At 35.7% G+C, this 16,325-nt stretch carries 24 protein-coding genes; 7 read left to right on the forward strand and 17 right to left on the reverse strand.

Going from position 1 to position 16,325, the window contains the following annotated elements; all coding sequences use genetic code 11:
- Positions 1-44 precede the first annotated feature (44 nt).
- The gene (locus AO843_RS17240) at positions 45-500 is read right to left on the reverse strand and encodes a hypothetical protein (RefSeq protein WP_054612327.1); all 456 of its coding nucleotides are present in this window, start codon (positions 498-500) and stop codon (positions 45-47) included.
- 387 nt (positions 501-887) lie between these two features.
- On the reverse strand, positions 888-1,688 hold the full coding sequence (locus AO843_RS17245) for an SDR family NAD(P)-dependent oxidoreductase (protein ID WP_054612328.1): 801 nt from the start codon (positions 1,686-1,688) through the stop codon (positions 888-890).
- 165 nt (positions 1,689-1,853) lie between these two features.
- On the opposite strand from AO843_RS17245, the gene AO843_RS17250 reads away from it, so the two are divergent.
- The 3 genes from AO843_RS17250 (at position 1,854) to AO843_RS17255 (ending at position 2,880) form a co-directional block, all read left to right on the forward strand.
- Positions 1,854-2,054 carry a hypothetical protein gene (locus AO843_RS17250; protein ID WP_054612329.1) on the forward strand — a complete coding sequence of 67 codons (201 nt, stop codon included), beginning with the start codon at positions 1,854-1,856 and terminating at the stop codon, positions 2,052-2,054.
- A 102-nt stretch (positions 2,055-2,156) separates the two neighbouring features.
- Entirely contained in the window at positions 2,157-2,291 is a 135-nt protein-coding gene (locus AO843_RS25410; protein ID WP_255350386.1) for a hypothetical protein, read from the forward strand.
- Positions 2,292-2,586: 295 nt separating this feature from the next.
- The gene (locus AO843_RS17255; RefSeq protein ID WP_231630189.1) at positions 2,587-2,880 is read left to right on the forward strand and encodes a hypothetical protein; all 294 of its coding nucleotides are present in this window, start codon (positions 2,587-2,589) and stop codon (positions 2,878-2,880) included.
- 72 nt (positions 2,881-2,952) lie between these two features.
- On the opposite strand, the gene AO843_RS17260 is transcribed toward AO843_RS17255, so the two are convergent.
- The 12 genes from AO843_RS17260 to AO843_RS17315 all read right to left on the reverse strand — a co-directional run bounded on the left by AO843_RS17260 (position 2,953) and on the right by AO843_RS17315 (position 11,596).
- A complete protein-coding gene (locus AO843_RS17260; protein ID WP_054612330.1) occupies positions 2,953-3,165 on the reverse strand; it encodes a hypothetical protein in 213 nt (70 codons plus the stop codon).
- 9 nt (positions 3,166-3,174) lie between these two features.
- Positions 3,175-3,726 (reverse strand): DUF1697 domain-containing protein, encoded by a 552-nt coding sequence (locus tag AO843_RS17265; RefSeq protein WP_054612331.1) that lies wholly within the window; start codon positions 3,724-3,726, stop codon positions 3,175-3,177.
- Positions 3,727-3,819: 93 nt separating this feature from the next.
- Positions 3,820-4,857 (reverse strand): threonine aldolase family protein, encoded by a 1,038-nt coding sequence (locus AO843_RS17270; RefSeq protein ID WP_054612332.1) that lies wholly within the window; start codon positions 4,855-4,857, stop codon positions 3,820-3,822.
- Positions 4,858-5,304: 447 nt separating this feature from the next.
- The gene (locus tag AO843_RS17275) at positions 5,305-6,081 is read right to left on the reverse strand and encodes a GNAT family N-acetyltransferase (protein WP_054612333.1); all 777 of its coding nucleotides are present in this window, start codon (positions 6,079-6,081) and stop codon (positions 5,305-5,307) included.
- Complete coding sequence (locus AO843_RS17280) at positions 6,074-6,268, reverse strand: hypothetical protein (RefSeq protein ID WP_054612334.1); 195 nt, start codon at positions 6,266-6,268, stop codon at positions 6,074-6,076. The genes AO843_RS17275 and AO843_RS17280 overlap by 8 nt, the downstream gene beginning before the upstream one ends.
- 222 nt (positions 6,269-6,490) lie before the next feature.
- A complete protein-coding gene (locus AO843_RS17285) occupies positions 6,491-6,802 on the reverse strand; it encodes a hypothetical protein (protein WP_054612393.1) in 312 nt (103 codons plus the stop codon).
- A 369-nt stretch (positions 6,803-7,171) separates the two neighbouring features.
- Positions 7,172-7,459, reverse strand: coding sequence for a hypothetical protein (locus AO843_RS17290; protein ID WP_054612335.1), 288 nt, complete (start codon positions 7,457-7,459; stop codon positions 7,172-7,174).
- Between the two features lie 113 nt (positions 7,460-7,572).
- Positions 7,573-8,337, reverse strand: coding sequence for a nucleotidyltransferase domain-containing protein (locus AO843_RS17295; protein ID WP_054612336.1), 765 nt, complete (start codon positions 8,335-8,337; stop codon positions 7,573-7,575).
- A 329-nt stretch (positions 8,338-8,666) separates the two neighbouring features.
- Entirely contained in the window at positions 8,667-9,764 is a 1,098-nt protein-coding gene (locus AO843_RS17300; RefSeq protein WP_054612337.1) for a DUF4179 domain-containing protein, read from the reverse strand.
- Positions 9,765-9,775: 11 nt separating this feature from the next.
- The gene (locus AO843_RS17305; RefSeq protein WP_054612338.1) at positions 9,776-10,315 is read right to left on the reverse strand and encodes a sigma-70 family RNA polymerase sigma factor; all 540 of its coding nucleotides are present in this window, start codon (positions 10,313-10,315) and stop codon (positions 9,776-9,778) included.
- 385 nt (positions 10,316-10,700) lie between these two features.
- Positions 10,701-11,102: a hypothetical protein gene (locus tag AO843_RS17310; RefSeq protein ID WP_054612339.1), complete on the reverse strand. Its 402-nt coding sequence runs from the start codon at positions 11,100-11,102 to the stop codon at positions 10,701-10,703.
- A 59-nt stretch (positions 11,103-11,161) separates the two neighbouring features.
- Positions 11,162-11,596 (reverse strand): NUDIX domain-containing protein, encoded by a 435-nt coding sequence (locus AO843_RS17315; RefSeq protein WP_054612394.1) that lies wholly within the window; start codon positions 11,594-11,596, stop codon positions 11,162-11,164.
- 314 nt (positions 11,597-11,910) lie between these two features.
- Between AO843_RS17315 and AO843_RS17320 the strand changes: the two genes are divergently transcribed.
- Both AO843_RS17320 and AO843_RS17325 read left to right on the forward strand, forming a co-directional pair.
- Positions 11,911-12,150 carry a hypothetical protein gene (locus AO843_RS17320; RefSeq protein ID WP_054612340.1) on the forward strand — a complete coding sequence of 80 codons (240 nt, stop codon included), beginning with the start codon at positions 11,911-11,913 and terminating at the stop codon, positions 12,148-12,150.
- Positions 12,147-12,491 carry a hypothetical protein gene (locus AO843_RS17325; RefSeq protein WP_054612341.1) on the forward strand — a complete coding sequence of 115 codons (345 nt, stop codon included), beginning with the start codon at positions 12,147-12,149 and terminating at the stop codon, positions 12,489-12,491. Before AO843_RS17320 ends, AO843_RS17325 begins: the two co-directional genes overlap by 4 nt.
- Positions 12,492-13,087: 596 nt before the next feature.
- Here AO843_RS17325 and AO843_RS24890 read toward each other — a convergent pair.
- The 3 genes from AO843_RS24890 to AO843_RS17340 form a co-directional block, all read right to left on the reverse strand.
- Positions 13,088-13,270, reverse strand: a complete 183-nt coding sequence (locus tag AO843_RS24890; RefSeq protein WP_231630193.1) for a hypothetical protein — start codon at positions 13,268-13,270, stop codon at positions 13,088-13,090.
- Positions 13,271-13,342: 72 nt separating this feature from the next.
- A complete protein-coding gene (locus AO843_RS17335) occupies positions 13,343-13,900 on the reverse strand; it encodes a hypothetical protein (protein ID WP_054612343.1) in 558 nt (185 codons plus the stop codon).
- Between the two features lie 193 nt (positions 13,901-14,093).
- Complete coding sequence (locus AO843_RS17340) at positions 14,094-14,378, reverse strand: KGG domain-containing protein (RefSeq protein WP_369814435.1); 285 nt, start codon at positions 14,376-14,378, stop codon at positions 14,094-14,096.
- A 289-nt stretch (positions 14,379-14,667) separates the two neighbouring features.
- Here AO843_RS17340 and AO843_RS17345 point away from each other — a divergent pair, with 289 nt between their 5' ends.
- Positions 14,668-15,285, forward strand: a complete 618-nt coding sequence (locus tag AO843_RS17345; protein WP_054612395.1) for a hypothetical protein — start codon at positions 14,668-14,670, stop codon at positions 15,283-15,285.
- 154 nt (positions 15,286-15,439) lie between these two features.
- Positions 15,440-16,147, forward strand: coding sequence for a DNA alkylation repair protein (locus AO843_RS17350; RefSeq protein WP_054612345.1), 708 nt, complete (start codon positions 15,440-15,442; stop codon positions 16,145-16,147).
- Positions 16,148-16,325 lie beyond the last annotated feature (178 nt).

The raw sequence follows: 16,325 nt of genomic DNA on the forward strand, positions 1-16,325 counted from the left end.
TTTCCTTATTCATATTAAGTAACAAATCTTACAATTTAACCCCATTACTTATAGACTGGATTAAGATAGTTGTTATTTGATTCCCACTTATAGTGTCCTACATGAAATTCGTTCAGGTTTATTAAATCCTTGAAATACTCTGGGACAGGACTATCCCAGTTTATATTTTCTATTTTCAGTGGAAAGTTGTCCTCATTAGGATTGGGCGTATGAATATAAACGGAATCGAAACTAGCGTCTTCATCAACTAACTCAATCCACAATTGATATGGTTTTTCGATTGTTCTGAGCTTCTCTAAGAAACTGTTATATAAAGCTATATGTGCTTTTATATGCTCTCTTCGTATTTTCAAACTATTATTCCCATGACCGTAAAAATCAAGATGGGTGTGCCACAAATCAAACCAACCCTCTTTGCCAAAGTCTAAATCATATTGCTCTGCTATTACTTCTCCCCATAAGTTACGGAAATAACGCTTTTTTCCACGAAACTTTTTCAAAATTATTGTTCCCCCATTTATACAAGTTTTTTGTTCTCTAATCGTCTGTTACAAGAGGATTGTTTAGGAGCCAATGATTTTTTCAACTCTAGTTTTCACAACAAAACTTGTTCACATCGAGGTCACTAAAATCATTTTAAAACTGGTTTCTTGCAATTCATTAATTAGTTGGCCACTAACAGAAGATGATGTGTCAGCATAGCGTCAACCTATTTGTAGACTTGGTTTTTTTGTGTGGCAATTTACCTTCAACAAAAATTACCGAATAATTGTTCTTATATTAACTATATCAAGAATTAGGGCAAGCACCAAATATAACATTTACCTTTAACAACAGATGAAAAGAGGTTGTCCATTGTGAGACAACCTCTTTTCTGAAGTATTAAATTATAAAGTGGCTAACCAGTTATTAGTATCAGCAATCGTTGGATTTGCCAAATAATGTCCACCTTCAATTTGCAGTGTTTGACCAGTCATAAATTTCGCTTCATCAGAGGCTAAAAATACTACTGCGTAACCAATATCATCTGCTTCTCCATGGTATGGTAGAGCATTAAATTTAGAATAGATCGCAAGCATTTCATCTGGCATATTGTTTTTCGCTGCAGGCGTTAAAATGAGACCTGGTGCGACAGCATTACAGCGAATGTTATCTTTCCCATATTGTGTGGCGATGTTTTTAGTCATATTCACCACACCTGCTTTTGTGGCACCATAAGCTGTACGTATTTGATCACTAGCGAATGCAGCCATGGAAGCTGTGTTAATGATGGAGCCCCCACCTGCTTTTTGCATGTGTGGAATCGCAAAACGACTTCCAAGTAATATTGATTTTAAGTTCACATTGACTAAACGATCCCATTCATCTAAGTCAATATTCACTACATCCAAATCCTTCTGTAAGTTAGTTAGACCAACATTGTTAAACAATACAGTTAATGTGCCGTATTGATCCACCGTGAAGTTTACCGCTGCTTCAATAGAAGAAGCATCTCCTGCATCCAGGAAAATCGCTGCAGCCTCGTACCCTTCTTGGACCAAAGTGTCTGCTGCTTCTTTAGCACCCTCTATATTGAAATCAGCAATAACCACTTTTGCGCCTTCTTTTGCTAATAATGTTGCTGCTGATAAACCAATCCCTGATGCGCCACCAGTTACTAACGCTACTTTATTTTTTACTCGATTCATTTTCAATTCCTCCTCATTACAAAAAAGAACAACTAACTCTTTCTTCTCTGTAAAATAGTTTAACATTAAACTATTTATTTTTAAACTAAAAAGACTAGTGAATTGAATGCAAAATATAGCTTTTCTATGTTAACATTTACATATATTACATAACGAGGTGATTATATGGAAAACAATAAATTGATTTGCCAAGCTTGTGGAAATGATACTTTTTCTTCCGGACAAATTGGCAGTCTAACGAGTGAAGGAAATGTACGACCTATCGGTTCAATCATGGCTACTGGATCTCCGCTTATTTTAACGTTTTGTAAAAAATGTGGTGAAGCTACATCCATCAAAGTAGCCCAACCAGAGAAATTTAAATAAGTATTAGAGGATATTTTAAAGAGAAGATAAAGATTTGAGTGGATTTGGTAGTATGATTTCATCCTTTTTGTCTGTTCAAACTTAAACAGTGGAGGTTTTTGTATGATGATTTTCGATACAGTCACACATATTGTTAAACATTATCAACCGACAGTAGACTTCTTGAAAAATTATTATGCTAACCATGAACAACATTATGAGGAGTACTTTCGATATCACTGCCATCATGTTGAGTAGAAAATGCAGGCTGCAATATCAAGAGATCATGAAGAAGCAGTTACAAAGATTGATTTAATTGTTGCAATACGAACATCTCATCCTTCCCCATCTATACAAAGTATAAGTAGTTATGCTATAATACTTAGGAAAACCTCAGAGGGTCAACCAATTCAAGGCTGTAGCGAATCTTCGCTTCAGCTTTTTTTATGCTTTAAATTACAGAGAAAAAGGATGCTGAGAAAGACCATTTTCTAATATTGGATCACCTTAACAATAAAAATGACACAAATGGTATGTTGCTCAAGTAATTGAAATGATTCTGGACAAAACTGCTGCAAATAAGACAGAGATTGCTACACTGTTAAATGTTCATGTTCCTTTAGCCGATTTGCGTGTAGAATTAGAGACGATTTTATACCAAGCCTGTTTTTCTTATTTGAACGAAAAACTAAGCGAGCCGAATGTCTCTATTGATTATCTGGCTCAACTGTATACTGCAAATGCGATGGTACATATAAACTGGACTTTAAAAAGCGATAAGGATAAAAGTGCGATTGAACTTGCTCATAAAATACAACAGTATATATTTGAACAGGTGCAAAAATAAATGATTAATCGCACAAACTACTATTTGTAAATCAAAAAGAGAGCATAATTCCAATTGAATAGGAAATTGGAATTATGCTCTCTTTTTATTATTCTTCCCCCATTGATACGGCTTTTTTGCCCAATTCCACAACAAAATAAAGAGATAGATAATGACGATCGTTATCATCATCATCGTTGCATTTTCTCCCCATGTAATAGATTCTTGTTTTCTCCATTGATTAATCGTTCTTACAATGAAATAGACAAAAGGATAAATAAAAAAACTTAATTGATTTCGCCTCATCTCAGCACCTCATGAATCAATCATTGTGGCAAGCTTCATCATTGTTTTCCAATTGCGAACTGTTGCTGGCACCTCAAGCTTGGGCAATTGTTGGTTGAGCTTAGCATTACGGATGCTATCGGAGAATAAAAGATAAACTTCTCTACCAATAATGACACAACGCTCTTTATCATTTGCATATGATAATAACTTATCCCCATTTTTTTCAGTAGGAGCGGCTGATAGGAATGCCACATGGAGGCTTTCCCCTATTGCAGTGGCACTTGCATCAGCAATGTCTTGCTGAGAAAATGGACAGTTGTTCACGATATGCTGAAGTTCTTCGGCGGATCTCATCATCACTGTACTCGTTATACCAAATACGGTTTGGATCGTTTCTTGAATTTGCTTGTGCAAGAATTCTTCTGATTCACTCGATTCAAACAGAATATTTCCACTTTGTATATATGTGCGAATGTTTTGTAGTCCTAGTGGTATAAGAGCTTCCCTTAAGTCAGCCGTTTTTATTTTATTATGTCCACCTACATTAATGCCTCTGAGTAGTGCTACATATTTGATCATTCAATCCCACCTTTCTTCTCAATCTCATTATAACCATCTAAAGGGAATAATAGGAAAAAACTGCACCTAGTAAGCCCAAGTGCAGTTTCATTACTATGCTAATTGATGGATATCCTGTATTAAACGCTCAACATTTTCTTTTTTTGTAGCCCAGCTTGTGCAAAAACGAACAACCGTATGCGTATCATCAAATAATTCCCAAACGGAAAATGAGTATTTTTCGCCCAAAGTAGGGAGTAAATCGTTCGGCAAAATTGGAAATTGCTGATTCGTTTTTGAATCGTAGCGTAATGCAAAGCCTTTATCGATAAATGCCTGCTGAATCAGCATAGCCATGTCTACGGCATGATGAGCAATGTCCAGATAAAGGTTATTTTCAAATAATGTTTCAAATTGAAGGCCTAGTAATCTACCTTTGGCAAGTAGCCCTCCTCTTTGTTTGATCATATAGCGGAAATCCCGTTGGTATGCAGGATTCACGATCACAACCGCTTCACCAAAAAGTGCACCTATTTTTGTACCACCAATATAAAATACATCGCATAGTTGAGCGATATCTGCTAAGGATAAATCGTTATCTTGGGCCACTAGACCATAGCCTAAACGTGCACCATCTAGAAACAACGGCAAACCACAGTCCCGACAAACTTTACTTAATGCAGTTAATTCTGCCTTACTATAGGTTGTTCCATTTTCAGTTGGATGAGATATGTACACTAAACCTGGCTGTACCATATGTTCATGTGTGCTATCTTGCCAGTGACCATCATAGCAGGCTTTAACCTGTGCAGCTGTTATTTTACCATCATCACTAGGCAGAGTAAGTACCTTATGACCAGTCGCTTCAATTGCTCCTGTTTCATGGACGGCAATATGCCCAGTAGTCGCAGCAATGACTCCCTGATGTGGACGCAAGATGGAGGCAATAACGGTTGTATTCGTTTGTGTACCTCCCACTAAAAAATGAACATCTGCCTGCTCAGCAGCTATAGCCTTTTTGATATAGGCTCTAGCACTTTCCGAATGCTCATCCATACCATAACCTGGTGATTGCTCCTCATTCGTTGCCACTAATTTTTTCAAAATTTGAGGATGGGCACCTTCCGCATAATCATTTTCAAATCGTATCATATCTATTCCCTCCAAATACGCTCATTATCTAATACTTATTTTACACCCTTATGAAGGTAATAATCTATGATTTGTTTGTCAGGTGGGCTCATTCTCTTTGGCAGCTGATCTAAGGAAAAGAAACTTATAGCTGTTGCCTCCTCTTGATCATAGTTTAATTCACCAGTAAAGCTGCGACATTCATAGGCTGCAATAACATTATAAACTTCGTCTCCATGCTGTTGCTTTGAAATAAAGTTTGATCAAAAAAATCCCACAAACCAGCATTTTACATAAATATAAAGAATCCAGTTTGAAAAAAATTGATCAAAATGGATTCTTTATCAGCAGATATTATTTCGTTTTTAAAAAATTTGATCATTTCGTAATTGTGTTGCTCAACAATCACTCCCTTTAACGGAATAACACATGAGCTTCTATTTGCTAGTTTTTTAATAAGAGGCTCTACTACTTGGTAGAAGGTGACTGACAGCCATAAGAGTATGCAAGACATAAAAAACCACACTTTTCTAGGATAGGTCTACTCATTGGACTGGCGTCAACAGTAAGGAAAGGATGCCCATTTTCATATGCTTTTTTTGCTCGAGTAGCTAAAAGTGCTGTATAATAACCTTTTCCTCGGAACAACGGTAGCGTTGAACCTCCCCATAAGCTAGCAAAGGAGGAGTTTTTCTCTAAGTACATCCAAGCAGCACTTACAAGCTGACCATCTTCATAAATTCCATAAAGGTATAGGGATTCAGGATTATTCTGTTTATCTCTCCAAAGTCTTTCTCCCAGCTCAGCATGCGGTACATTCCAGATGGCATCTTCTAGAACAATAATGTCTTGAATGCCTTGTTCATCAGTTATTTCCTTTAAATTGAAGTGTTGATCATTATTAAGCAAGGGGTGCTGATTATCTAACTTCATGACCATTAGTGCTTCAGGATCATCTATTGTGAATCCTTCTTGTTTAAGAATATCTTTCAAACTATCAGGCTTGTCGTAGTTATACACCTTCCACTCAAAATCCTGCTCAAGGTTACTAAAATAGTTTAACTCGTTCTTAATAATTTCTCTTACATCGCCTTCGTTTACATTAGATGAGACAATGAACCCTTTTTCACCAAAATGTGAAATGTGGCGCACCACATGCTCTGTTTCCTCTCTTATGTAACCTTTTACTTGAGCCTCTTGTCGAAGTTCTTTGTGGAATAGTGAGATTAATTCATTTTTATCCATGGGCGACCCTCCTATATTTTTTACGGATTAAGGCTTTCGCTTTTGTATTACGAATTGCACTTTCAGTTAATTGAGGTTCTTCTTTGTACATCCTTCGCCTTCCCTTTAATAAACTTTCTTCTGGGTTGAAATATGTCCAAATTAAGACCCCATATACAATAAGGATTGGCAGTATTAACTCCCACATTCTCAACACCTCCCGAAAGTAATTAGTAACCAATATACGATTGAATTTCTTATTAGTTTCAAAATTTACCCAATACTACTTAGAGCCTACAATAACCGTAAGATCATTTAAGCCCTCGTTTGATAACTTTACTTAAAAAGTATTATTCAGCATTATGGCCCTTAGATGAAGAAGGACGCATTCCTTATTAAAGTAATGCACCCTTTTCTAGAAGATAACTATTTAAACTTCTCCTTTTTTGCTATAAATTTCATAAGCAAAATATCCAAATAATAAACCTATTCCGGATCCCAAACCTATTGTAGACAGTAAGGGGATTGGGAAAAACATGCTGAGAAGTACAGCAACAGCACAACCAATCATCATTCCAAGTGGTATTAAACTATCTAAGAAATTTTGAGCGCCTTTGGATTCTTTTTTACCCAGGGTGCCTTTTTTATATTTATGTTTCATTCTCATAACTACAAATATTGCAATCCCACCCACTATTACAACAGGTAGTAAAATACGTGCAATCTCCAAAGCTAAGCCCATATTACTCCCACCTTCGCTTTTTAATTGATTCAATTTTAACATGATTTATTCCCTTAAGTGGCCCTTTAATGAAAACGAGCGTTGATTCTTGCTACAGAATCGCGCCCGTTCGTATTATAAGGTCAGCCAGAAAATATTTCTGGTTGACCATTTTTTATATCGATATATGATAACGGTAGCCGGGGTAGAACGTTCGCGCCCGTGGGGCTAAGACCCCGTCCGCAAAACAGTTCGCCCCCTACTTGTAGAAACATGTTTGAGGCTGGTTGGGACAATGATCTCGTATAACAAGCGAAGCTATGACACTACAAAGAGGATTTAGGGGTTACCGGCAATTATCATTTTGAAGGCTGGTTTTGTTGATTAATTTTATCTACTATATGAAGTCCAAAATCTATATATTTCTTTACCGTCTACCTCAATCTTATCTCTGTGCATTGTAACATGTACATTCGTGTATTCCGCCCATTGTGGTATTAGTTCCGTTAAACAATCAATTACCTTTACATCAGGAGTTGCATAACCGATATTTTCTTTTCTTAAAAAGCCATTTGAGAAATCTTGATATAATGAGTCAGTCCATTCATAAACTTCGAACTGAGAATCAAAAATCCGCTCATCTTCTTGATATTGTCCGTTTACCCAGTATATTTCCATAACAATGCCTCCTCCTTATGAATGCAGCGTTCAATATCACCGTGTCCAAATAAAGACAAAGCCCCTTTCCTAGTTTTCCGGGAAAGCGCCCGTTTGTTTAAGAGAATGTTATTTTATATTTTTTCCTTTCCTAACGAAAAACCTTCAAACAGTCGACCGCCAAATGGTTCTAAAACAATTTCAGTTAGTTGAATAACCTTTCCTTTCTCACCTGTTTTATAAAAGTCATCGAAGGCCTCTATGAATTCTTCCGTAAATTTTACATCATAATGCTTCAGGGCACGTATAATCCATTTCGAAGAACCTATCCAATATCCATTAGTTCTTAAAACGAACTCATGAACAAGATCAGCTAATGAGTTGGCTATAAATATTTCCTCAGCACGATTATTACAACCTATAAAATCATCCAGAGCATCAGTTATAAAATACCGTTTTATCATAACCTCTTCTTCCGTCCATTCTTCAGGACCCTTTTTTAAAATCTCTTTGGCCTCTTTTTTTATAGAATCTATTATTCCTTCATCTTTTAATATAATCCCTTCAGATATCATTCTTTGCATAGAAGGTTTGGCATCTTTATAATCCATTTCGAAAAAATGTTTATAGGAAGTTAAATTGTGAACGAAAATCTCTATTGGCCATCCGAAATCAATGAATGACTCCCTATAAGATGCCATTATATTTTTTTCAAAAATAACAATATCAAGATCTGAGGAATCAGTTTCTTCACCTCTAACAACACTTCCAGCCAATACAGCTCCCTGACAATAAGGAAAGTGCAGATTAATAAATCGCTCTGCTGCTTTAATAGCCTTTAACTTCACTATAACCACCCCTATTTTCACATCATTAAACTCTATCTCCCATTGTACCATCTACTTCAACAATCTGGCCCTTTAAAAGAAAAAGACGCGTTCCTAAATAAAAGCGCCCTTTAATGGAATAACTAAAATATGGGCTTATTTCTAAAATCACTTATAGCTCTGAATACGCTATGTAAGGTACTCATTGGTATGTTTTGTATGGAAATAATGTTGTACGTCTTGTTGGTAATAAAGCTATTATGATAAATACAGGAACTGCTCAAGTTAAAGCTTTTAAATCTAACAGAGCACAACTTGGTACTTATTATTTTGAGGTAAAAAGATAGTTTGAAGTACTAGAAAGTAAAGAAAGTGAGCTTTGCCTCACTTTCTTTACTTTTTTATTCTTTTGAGTTAATTGGTATTGTTATTTCTAGCTCTGGAATGTATTGAATCTTCGGGTCTCCGTTTTCATCCAGTTGGTATGATCCCTCATCGTCATAAAGATGAATATACGGTTTGATTGTAATAGCTTTTGGTAAGGTTTCAAATGGATGAACCCGTAAATCCATGATCAAATCGCTAGTTCCTTTATTCGTCTCATGGCGGCCATTGCCATGAACTAGTCTTGGTTCATGCCCTTGTTCATCAAAAACTGCGATCTGAATTCCTTCCCGGAAATCTACAGAAGTTGATTTATCAAGCAAGACTATTCTTGTCGTAATACTAGTTGTAATGGGCGTTAGTATAATTTGTTCAATAGTAAGCTGATTATTTTTGTATTTTCTACTTACATTAGGTTGTAGGTTTACATAGTTACCAATATCACTCACTGGAATATCCATTTTAAAAGGTTCAGAAACGCCATTTATTGTAATTGATAATGTCAAATTAAACTCCTTCGGGAAAGGATTTCCACCTCGGTTTTTTAAATCTGAAAATTCAATAGTTTCCGAATCATTATCCTTGCTCGGCTGTCTAAAAACACCACTAAAATTAGGGTAATCCAATGGTTCACCATTTAGTAAAAACTCAATCTTACTTATCTGATCTGATAAACTTTCTTTTGAATATTCACCTTCTTTATGATGGCGTTCAATCCCAATTGCAACACGTGTACCATCATACACTACTTCTGTTACATTTAATGTATAGCCTTCATGCGTAACGCTTGTATTCAATTTTGTTGAGAGTCCCTTTTCATCTGCGGCGTGTAAACCAAGATCCCTTGTAAATTTAAAAACAGATGATAATAAAGGCACTTCTTTCATCGTCGCAGCCATCGTTGGCGAAATTAAACCCGTAACAATAATCAAACTAAAAATCATTGCTACAGCTGCTGTAACTCCTAAATATTTCTTTACGTGAGATGACTTTTCTTTACTTATTTTCTTTAATATACGCTTTTCCCATTTCTTTTTCTCGAAGTTTGTAAGGTTTTGTTCTTCATACTGTTCCAAATCAATATTCATATCATTTAAATCTTTATAAATAGACATATTCTCACTCCTCACACTTCATTTTTTTGAACTAAAAAACTTTTAAGCTTTTTACGTCCTCTGGAAAGCTTGTTATAAACCCAAGACTCTTGCGCATCAAATTCTTTTGCTATTTCACTTGAAGGGGTTCCTTCTAAATAGTATTTTTCAAAGATTTTCCGTTCACTAGCTGACAATTGCTCAAGGAGTTCCTCAACGTAGTTTTCTTCTGATGGTTGTTTTGCCTTTACCATGGATTCATCAATTTCTGAAACTGAAAATTGCTGATTTTGTATGGTAATTTGTCTTCTTTGATAATCAATTGCTTTATACTTTGCAATCGCTGCAATCCATTGTTTGAATGAATTTTTATTAGGATCAAAGGAATGAATATTATTCCATATCGATAATAAAACATCATCAAGGCATTCTTCATAATCTTGCTGCTGGTAATTTAAATGACGTTTAATGATCGCTGTAAGTAAACCACCATATTGATTAATAATAAAAGGAATTGCTTTTTCATTTTTTTTCTGTATGTGTTGTACAACATTGTTCTCTGTAATTTTCAATTGTTCACCCCGCTCAATGATTATTGGTACCTACTATGTAATACGAAATGAATACGATAAATCTATCACAAAAGAAAAAAAGAATAACAGAAATGTTAATCTTTAAAAAATTTCCTTTATATAATTTAAAAACCTACAATCCTTCACAATCTTATCTATACTCTCACATAAAAATCCAATTTTCTTTAAAGGTGTTGTTCAACAATATGGCCCTTTTCATGAAGAAAGACGCTTTCCTAATTTTGATCTGCACCCCAAATGTTAGACACGACTCTAACATTTGGGGTGCAGATCAATTACGGAAAAGCGCCCGATTGTGGAATATCGTTATTCAAATACCTCCTCGTTAGAGCTTAATAAGTTTTGCAAACTACAAATGACTTCATTATTTTCTTTCTAAAATAATCTCCTCTTCATTATCATTCCAACTAATTGTGAAAACTGGTTTATCCTTTTCGGTTAAAACCCCTTTTTTTATTGTAGAATTAGAGCTTGTATAAAGTCCGTTTTCATCCAACTCAATTATACCTTGACCCCATTTACCAAGTTTCGTTTGTACAGCAAATTGAAATTCTCCAACACTGCCTACATCTGACCTCTGATATTTTAAGTCAATAGAACTTTGTACGTTTTCCTTACCTGCATTATTGAATGTATATTCAACTTTCCAATTATCACTTTCCCCTTCATAAATGAGCTTTTCATCACTCCCACTTTGTCCAAATAGGAAATAAACCCCGATGCCTAAAATTCCAACTATAATTATTACAACTATAATTTTTTTCATTTATTTAACCCCCTCCCCCTCACTCCAACCATATACTTATTTTTAATAAGTAAAAGCATTTATTTAAGATGAATTCTAATCAAAGTCTCCGCTTGTTTAATGCTTTTCTTTAAATAAATTGGTGAATTTGGGTGGCTTAATACTTCCTCAGTAGTTAACCATAATACCTTTTCTACTTCATCAGTACTTTTAGGAAATGCTTCCCCTGATTCATATTCACAAAGAAAAACAATATCCACTACATTTTCCCCTTTATCTGTTACGAACGATGTGCTATGTACATAATTTAGCCTGTCTTTTACATTCACTCCGACTTCTTCTAAAATTTCTCGCTTCACTGTTCTCTCTAATATGTCCGACGAATTTCCTTCTTTCTCTACCTTACCTCCAACTAGAGAAAGTAGACCACCAGCTTGTTCCTCTTTTTTGCTTCTTTCAATAATAAGCCACTTATCATTTTTCCTTACAGCACCTTCAACATTTACGATAAACATTTTGAAATACCCCCAATAAATTATCCTAATTATTTCTTCAAAGTTTGTAATTTTCCCTTCCTTTATATAAATCCTGGTAGGAATCTTATTCCGCAATCTGACCACCTCTTCAAGTGAATCTCCTAATTCTACCGAGCCGCATTGTCGTAAATCCAATAAATAGCCCATGTTGGTTCCCCTTCCTTATTATCATGAATTGTTTTATTGTATATGAAACGATTTTATTCCTTTTGCACTATCTGTCAATAATGTACATACTTTTCCTTTTTATGTATAAATTGTATACTATTAAGAATGGTAAAAGGAGGCGTAGTATGAACAATAAAAAAAATGGCAAAAATATTCTCGTGACGATAGGCTGGCTTTCGGTAGTGTTGTCAATTGTCTTCCCAATCTATTTAGCCATTATTGAGATTTGTATGGGGGTCGTCCTAAAAAGAGACTACGATGCCCCGAAACACGGGCGTATATTAATCGTCGCTGGCATTATTGGCTTTATCGCAGCATGTGCTGTCAATTATATGCTCCTACAACATGTTGGAGACTTACTATGAAGAAATATCGTTATCTACTAGCTGGTATACTGATGTTGGCGATCATCCTTGGCTTTACGCAAAGTAATCGTTACTTTTTTAGCCGCGATCTAGCCATTAACGACTACATTACTCAACACTTCAATAATGATTCAGCGCAATTAATTGAGGTCGTAGAAACGGATATCAAAGATGTCTATTATTTACTTCTCAGAACGAAAGGTTCCTCTGTGATCAATACAACTTCTTGTGTAAGTATGAAAAAGACTATTTTCGGATGGCAAATTAGCGTTAGTCCCATCGCCCCCAATGTAGATTTTGGAAAATATTTAATTGATGCCGAAACAAAATCTTTAAAATAAATACTATACATATGAAAAATGCACGAATCTGTTCATCAGGTTCGTGCATTTCCTCTACTTTTAAACAATATGGGATGTCTATCTTCAATCTCCAGATGGACCGCATGACGAATCACTAACTGTTGAGCTGTTATCAGCACAATGATTGTTCCCCTGTGAGATAGTGTGTGAATCATTACCATTTAAATCGTTTGTTGAATGCAGATAGTGAATGTGCTCGTTAGATTTGTTAGTTTTGTTGTTCAAATTACTGATAATCCCAACGACTATGATGATGCCAATAAACATAATAAAAAAAGCCATTTTTTCCAACTCCCCTCATTCATTATATAGATTGTAACATTTATTCATTTGATGGTTCTCTGGATACCTTGTTTTTACTAGTGCTTGTGCTATTTTATGTAGAATTGTCGATTGTTTCGATGGCATCCGTTCATCAGGGTGGATGGTCGTTTTGGGAAACGTTTCAAAAGGTTTGGTATCAGTCCATTATATTTTATGCCATAATCTCACCCTTCCTCTTTGGCTTTGGTCTACTTGTAGTGAAATTTCAGACAAAAATAATACCACAATCGAAAATGATTGTGGTGAGTGATTTATGATTGAGATTTACGTGATACTGATTGGTTCGCACGATTATTTTCGTTCGAATTTTTCTTTTGTTCTTGTGTTAAAGCATTATCTTCACGCACATCTAAATCATCTGGACTTAAATCTGTCGCTAATTCCGCCAACTCTGATTGACGTTTATATTGCTTGCCCTTTGTCAAAATGATCACCTCCAAGTAGTATTACATTGCCCTAATTGGTTAGATCTCATTCTTAGAAAGGTATGAAATAATCATTTCCAGCTATGCTAATTGAGATACATACTGGTTCAAAAGATGGTGATAGGCTTGTAAATCTTGCTCATATAATTTTTTATAAGTCCCTAGGCTATGTTGCTTTATATAGTGAAAGTCCTCTTCAGGTACTAGGTTGTGTATGCCATTGAGCTCCCATGCATTGTCCCATGCTGTTTGCTCAAATCGAATATTCATTTCATGTTCTTCCAACAACATCGATAAAAGATGTTCTTGAAGATAAATTTCTTTTAAAGGGTGTTGTTTTTTCATCGTAAAAATTTCAATCGTACGCGGAAGAGATGCATGCAATGCTTCACGATCAACCGCATGACCAAGTTCGTGTAAGGTCATTGTTTTTACATATACTTCCAGTGACGGCGGAAGCGGAAGTTCATGCCTAGCCCCGATTAATCGCTCGGCATCAAAACCTACATAATCCCCAATGAAGTTATAACTCATATTAATCCCTGAATGATCTTGCTTTATAGTTATCGTCATGCCAACAACCTGCATGACGGAGTTGATGATATCATATAGTTCTTTTTCTTTCAGTTGTTTTATCATGAACAATCCTCATTTCCTCTAAAAACAATCTAATGAAACGATAATAGAAGCGGATTAAATATATACTACAACTAGTATAAATTCAATAAATTCATCTTGTAGATTTTGAGGAAATGCTCAACAAAAAAAGGCACTTGTAGTAAAAACCTACAAGCGCCCAGTGTGTGAAGGGTCCTATCTTATTTAAAATTGATTAATTATTATCGTTATTTCGGCGACTTTGGTTACCGTTGGTGTTATTACTACGCTGTTTGCTTCGAGCTTCTCCACCTTTACGGCCTATTTCTTCATAAAATTCTTCGCCGTGGTTGTCAGCCGTAGCTTCTCCACCTTTTTGGCCAATTTCTTGATAAAATTCATGTCCATGATTTTTAGACGTAGCCTCGCCGCCTTTACGTCCTATTTCTTCATAAAAATCACGATCATGATTTCTGGAGGTAGCTTCTCCGCCTTTACGTCCCGCTTCTTCGACAGTCATGTTTTCATTGTTGTTTCTGTTGCGATTGTTTTGCTTGTTAGCCATTTCTATTCCTCCTAAATTTTTTTTGAGCTTTGACTAGCTCGCTATTTATATTCCCAGCCAAATCATATCTAAACATCACTTTTTCAAAAAACTGATTTTTCTATAGTAGTAGTATCTCTTTTCTTATCCATAACCCCGGCTCTCGTCAGGCTTCTTGCAATCATATAAATTTCCCCATTTCAATATAATACTAATCTATAACAAGTAACTTTTTCGAAAGAAGGGTGATGTAAAAATGACGATTATTACAAAGCCATCTATTGGCTTAACACAATTTACGGACTTCACGATGAAGGGAAGTGCCGCCAAGACGAAGTTTGTGAAAGACATTAAATATCAGGGTGACTATCATCCAATTAAGGATTATTGGAAAGGATTACGAGAAGGTTTAAAAAAATACCATGGATATGAACAGCATTTTAATGATAGCTATCTACTCGACATTGTAGATAATGCCCTTCCTGCACGTCAGAAAAATTACCAAGAAGCCGTAAAAGCCTATTTAAAATTTTTAAAAAATAAAAAGGTACAGTGGTTTGAACCTGGGAAATCTAATTGGTATTGTGATGATTTAACCGTACGTTCAAACCCCGAGCTTGGTTTAATCATCGACGATACCCCCTACCTCATAAAGCTATATTTCAAAGGAAAAAATGAACGAATCGATAAACATAAATGTCGATCTGCCCTGACGTTACTAAAGGATTCTCACTATTCAATTGAACATCCCGATTCTGTAAAACATGCTATTTTAAATGTTCAAAAAGGTCGCTTGATTACAGAAGATGAATCGACTGATTATCACCAACTAGCCCTCGAATCGGATGCAGCACAATTTATGTTTATTTGGAATAGACTTTAAACGATTAAAGATAAGTACTTCCTATTTCTTTAGTAGGATAAATGCTAGAGCAAACTATATTTTCCATACAAAACTAGATCAACCATGACAAAATGGCACCCCTTATAGGATAATAGGAATGACGTATAAATCAGATAAAAAAGGAAGTGCTTCGATGAATGCAGAATTGGTAATGCAGGAGCTGGAGGCTCTGGGCAAAGAACGAACAAAGAAAATGTATATGTCGAATGGAGCGCATGAGCCACTTTTTGGCGTGGCAACTGGTGCCATGAAACCTATTGCAAAAAAAATAAAAATCGATCAAGCTTTAGCGGAAGAGCTTTATGCTACCGGTAACTATGATGCCATGTACTTTGCGGGAATTATTGCAGATCCAAAGGCAATGACTGTGACTGATTTTGATCGATGGATAGATTCGGCTTATTTTTATATGCTGTCTGATTATGTAGTGGCAGTCACTTTAGCGGAAGCACCTATTGCGCAAGAGGTGGCCGATGCCTGGATTGCAAGCGGTGAAGAGCTGAAAATGTCAGCAGGCTGGAGCTGCTATTGTTGGCTTTTAGGAAATCGCAAAGATAGCGAATTTTCTGAGAGCAAGTTAGCCAACATGCTGGAAGTGGTGAAGAATACGATTCACGCGGCGCCAGAACGAACAAAATCTGCGATGAATAATTTCCTATACACAGTCGCTATTTCCTATGTACCACTGCACGAAAAAGCAGTCGAAATAGCACAGACAGTTGGTCCAGTGGAAATGAAGCGAGACAACAAAAAAAGCACAACACTGAATGCAGCTGAAAATATTCAAAAGGAAATCGATCGTGGTAAGCTTGGTTTTAAACGCAAATATGTAAGATGTTAAAAGGATTTCAATTATTTCTTGCCCAACTGCTTATTGCCCTCAGATCAGTTGCGTTTACCTTTAACTTTCGGCATTGATTTAATGAATTGTTTATAAAAAAATATAAGAGCCTTTCTACTATAAAATTTAGAAAGGCTCTTTAAAGTTGTAAATTTTTCACTAAAGCTACTACTCATAA

The sequence above is a fragment of the Lysinibacillus sp. ZYM-1 genome (genome assembly GCF_001308875.1).
Lineage (GTDB): Bacteria > Bacillota > Bacilli > Bacillales_A > Planococcaceae > Lysinibacillus.

Bases quoted from the DNA above. Each gene is read 5' to 3' on its own strand.
- AO843_RS17250 (WP_054612329.1), top strand. From the start codon at position 1,854: ATGGAAAACAATAAATTGATTTGCCAAGCTTGTGGAAATGATACTTTT.
- AO843_RS17255 (WP_231630189.1), top strand. From the start codon at position 2,587: ATGATTCTGGACAAAACTGCTGCAAATAAGACAGAGATTGCTACACTG.
- AO843_RS17300 (WP_054612337.1), bottom strand. From the start codon at position 9,764: ATGTCTATTTATAAAGATTTAAATGATATGAATATTGATTTGGAACAG.
- AO843_RS17295 (WP_054612336.1), bottom strand. From the start codon at position 8,337: ATGGTACAATGGGAGATAGAGTTTAATGATGTGAAAATAGGGGTGGTT.
- AO843_RS17280 (WP_054612334.1), bottom strand. From the start codon at position 6,268: ATGTGGGAGTTAATACTGCCAATCCTTATTGTATATGGGGTCTTAATT.
- AO843_RS17335 (WP_054612343.1), bottom strand. From the start codon at position 13,900: ATGATAAAACAACTGAAAGAAAAAGAACTATATGATATCATCAACTCC.
- AO843_RS17340 (WP_369814435.1), bottom strand. From the start codon at position 14,378: ATGACTGTCGAAGAAGCGGGACGTAAAGGCGGAGAAGCTACCTCCAGA.
- AO843_RS17320 (WP_054612340.1), top strand. From the start codon at position 11,911: ATGAACAATAAAAAAAATGGCAAAAATATTCTCGTGACGATAGGCTGG.
- AO843_RS25410 (WP_255350386.1), top strand. From the start codon at position 2,157: ATGATGATTTTCGATACAGTCACACATATTGTTAAACATTATCAACCG.
- AO843_RS17275 (WP_054612333.1), bottom strand. From the start codon at position 6,081: ATGGATAAAAATGAATTAATCTCACTATTCCACAAAGAACTTCGACAA.
- AO843_RS17260 (WP_054612330.1), bottom strand. From the start codon at position 3,165: ATGAGGCGAAATCAATTAAGTTTTTTTATTTATCCTTTTGTCTATTTC.
- AO843_RS17265 (WP_054612331.1), bottom strand. From the start codon at position 3,726: ATGATCAAATATGTAGCACTACTCAGAGGCATTAATGTAGGTGGACAT.
- AO843_RS17285 (WP_054612393.1), bottom strand. From the start codon at position 6,802: ATGGGCTTAGCTTTGGAGATTGCACGTATTTTACTACCTGTTGTAATA.
- AO843_RS17310 (WP_054612339.1), bottom strand. From the start codon at position 11,102: ATGAAAAAAATTATAGTTGTAATAATTATAGTTGGAATTTTAGGCATC.
- AO843_RS17245 (WP_054612328.1), bottom strand. From the start codon at position 1,688: ATGAATCGAGTAAAAAATAAAGTAGCGTTAGTAACTGGTGGCGCATCA.
- AO843_RS17350 (WP_054612345.1), top strand. From the start codon at position 15,440: ATGAATGCAGAATTGGTAATGCAGGAGCTGGAGGCTCTGGGCAAAGAA.
- AO843_RS17290 (WP_054612335.1), bottom strand. From the start codon at position 7,459: ATGGAAATATACTGGGTAAACGGACAATATCAAGAAGATGAGCGGATT.
- AO843_RS17315 (WP_054612394.1), bottom strand. From the start codon at position 11,596: ATGTTTATCGTAAATGTTGAAGGTGCTGTAAGGAAAAATGATAAGTGG.
- AO843_RS17325 (WP_054612341.1), top strand. From the start codon at position 12,147: ATGAAGAAATATCGTTATCTACTAGCTGGTATACTGATGTTGGCGATC.
- AO843_RS17270 (WP_054612332.1), bottom strand. From the start codon at position 4,857: ATGATACGATTTGAAAATGATTATGCGGAAGGTGCCCATCCTCAAATT.